Origin of the sequence: Mesorhizobium sp. M7A.F.Ca.MR.362.00.0.0 (assembly GCF_004023175.1) — a bacterium.
GTDB lineage: Bacteria > Pseudomonadota > Alphaproteobacteria > Rhizobiales > Rhizobiaceae > Mesorhizobium.
Map to the genome: position 1 here is coordinate 1 of NZ_RZTF01000040.1, position 2,803 is coordinate 2,803.

The following is a 2,803-nucleotide window of genomic DNA, read 5'->3' on the forward strand; positions in this document are numbered from 1 at the left end:
ACAGGTTGCAGAGTTCGCGCGACAATCAGCTCGTCGGCTACGGCCTGGTCATCGGCCTTGCCGGATCGGGCGACAGCCTGCGCAACTCGCCATTCACCGAACAGTCGATCCGCGCGATGCTCGAAAATCTCGGCATCGCCACCGAAGGCGGCAGTGCGCGCGCCAAGAATGTCGCCGCCGTCATCGTCACCGCCAACATGCCGCCCTACGTGCAATCGGGCGCCCGCATCGACATCGACGTCTCCTCGATGGGCGACGCGACCTCGCTTTCCGGCGGCACGCTGATCATGACGCCGCTGAAGGCGGCGGACGGCGAGATCTATGCCGTCGGCCAGGGCTCGGTCATCGTGTCCGGCTTTACCGCCCAGGGACAGGCCGAGCAGCTGACGCAAGGCGTGCCGACCTCCGGCCGCGTGCCGAACGGCGCCATCGTCGAGCGTGCTGTCCAGGCCGAGTTCGACGATCAGGCGGTCCTGACGCTGCAACTGCGCAATCCCGATTTCTCGACCGCTATCCGCATCGCGGACGCCATCAACGACTACACCGGCCAGCGCTTCGGCATGCGAGTGGCGGCAGAGCGCGATTCTCGCACCGTGCAGATCAGAAGGCCGAAGGGTGTCTCGGCGGCGCGCTTCTATGCCGAAATCGAGAATCTGGTGGTCGAATCCGACACGCCGGCCCGTGTCGTGATCGACGAGCGCACCGGCACCATCGTCATCGGCAATGACGTCAAGATCTCACGTGTCGCCATCAGCCACGGCACGCTCACCGTGCGCATCACCGAAGCGCCGCGCATCGTCCAGCCCGAGCCCTTCTCCAAGGGCGAGACCGCCGTCGAACCGTTCACCGCCATCGACGCCAGCCGGCCCGACGCCCGCGTTGCCGTGCTTGACGGACCCGATCTCCAGACCCTCGTTTCCGGCCTCAACCGCCTCGGCGTCAAGCCGGATGGCATCATCGCCATCCTGCAGGGCATCAAGTCGGCCGGGGCTCTGCAGGCCGACCTGGTTCTGCAATAGGCGATGCCGATGACGCGCTCCTTCCCACGCCATGACGGCAGACACCGCAAAGCCGCGATCCTGCTCGCGACCGCTATTCTCGCGACGCTGCCCTTTGCCGGCGACACTGCGCGCGGCGAGGAGACGGTCCGCCAGGTCCTGCCGGGGGCACCGGTGGCAGCGGCGCCGCAGCAATTGACGCGGGAAAAGGCGCCGGACCAAAGCGAGATCGAGCGCTTCTGCTCAAACATCGCCGACGCCGCCCGCGACCGCCGCTATGTCCTGCAGGCGGAGGAACTGAAGCAGCTCCAGGCCGGCATTGACGAGCGCATGAAAGCTCTCGATGCAAAGAAAGCTGAATACGAGACCTGGCTGAAGCGGCGCGAGGTTTTCCTGGCCCGGGCAGAAGACGGCGTCGTCCAGATCTACGCCGGCATGAAGCCCGACGCCGCCGCCGAGCGGCTGGCCATCGTCAACGCCGATCTGGCTGCGGCCATATTGATGAAGCTCGATACACGCAAGGCGAGCGTCATCCTCAACGAAATGGACCAGAAGGCGGCGGCGACGCTCACCGGCATTATGGCCAGCGCAGCCCGAAGGGTAGATCCGTCATGATCCGGAAAATGCTTGTCCTGTGCGCGGTCACCATGCTGTCGGGTTGCGGAACCAACCTCAAGGAGGTCGGCAGGGAGCCGGCTCTGTCCCCGGTCGGCTCCGGCATCGATGGCGGCAGCACCGGCTCCCTCTATCGCTACCCGCAAACGCCGCCCGCGCCAGTCAAGAAATTCTCGTTGTGGGACGACCGCCAGAGCCGGCTGTTCACCGACCCGCGGGCGCTGTCCCAGGGCGACATCCTGACGGTCAAGATCAAGATCAACGATCGGGCCAACTTCAAGAACCAGAACGACAGGAGCCGCACCGCCAGTCGCAAGCTCGGTTACGACCTCAGCGCGCAGTGGGACAAGTGGAGCACCGCCGGCAAGGGCGCTGGGGCTCTCAGCTCCACCACGGACACGACTGCCGACGGCGAGATCAAGCGCTCGGAGACGCTTGAGCTCAATGTCGCGGCGATCGTCACCGATGTGCTTCCCAACGGCAATCTGATGATCACCGGATCGCAGGAAGTGCGCGTCAATGCCGAGCTCAGGGTGCTGACGCTCGCCGGCATCGTGCGGCCGGCCGATATCGGCGCCGAAAACACCATCCCCTACGAACGTATCGCCGAGGCTCGCATCTCCTACGGCGGACGCGGTCGCATCACCGAGGTCCAGCAGCCTGCCTACGGCCAGCAGATTCTCGACCAGGTTCTTCCGTTCTAGGATCGGAGCAGGGCGCCGTGGCAAATATCGAACAGGTTCAGCCACGCAAGGGTCCCTCCCCTGCCATCCAGGCCGGCCTGCTGCTGCTTGTGACGGCGGCCGCCATTGGCATGGGCTGGATGTCCGGCGGTTATCTCAAAGGCGTCGGCGCACCGGCGTCGGTACCGGTCGCGCCTGAGAACGAAGGCAAGATCATGCAGCCCACCGCGGCCGAGCAGCCAGGCCTGGGCCCGATGCTTGTCGTGCTGGCGCCGATCACCACCAACATCGCCTCGCCTGCCGATACCTGGATCAGAATGGAGGTGTCCGTCGTCTATGACGGGCCGCAGCCACAGGCAATGTCGGATGACATCCACCAGGATCTTCTGGCCCTGGTGCGCACCTTGAAGATGCATCAGATCGAGGGCGCCAGCGGCTACCAGCACCTGAAGGCCGATCTTGAGGAACGCGCCTCGATCCGCAGCCAGGGTCACGCCAAGCAGATTC

The 2,803-nt window shown here is 65.3% G+C and carries 4 protein-coding genes; all 4 read left to right on the top strand.

Going from position 1 to position 2,803, the window contains the following annotated elements:
• Positions 1-1,019: flagellar basal body P-ring protein FlgI (locus EOC06_RS08330; protein ID WP_164898505.1), on the top strand; the 1,019-nt coding region annotated here is incomplete at its 5' end.
• A 3-nt stretch (positions 1,020-1,022) separates the two neighbouring features.
• Positions 1,023-1,613: a MotE family protein gene (locus EOC06_RS08335; protein WP_164762499.1), complete on the top strand. Its 591-nt coding sequence runs from the start codon at positions 1,023-1,025 to the stop codon at positions 1,611-1,613.
• On the top strand, positions 1,610-2,317 hold the full coding sequence (flgH, locus tag EOC06_RS08340; RefSeq protein ID WP_128307490.1) for a flagellar basal body L-ring protein FlgH: 708 nt from the start codon (positions 1,610-1,612) through the stop codon (positions 2,315-2,317). Before EOC06_RS08335 ends, flgH begins: the two co-directional genes overlap by 4 nt.
• A gap of 17 nt (positions 2,318-2,334) precedes the next feature.
• Positions 2,335-2,803: flagellar basal body-associated FliL family protein (locus EOC06_RS08345; RefSeq protein WP_245469402.1), on the top strand; the 469-nt coding region annotated here is incomplete at its 3' end.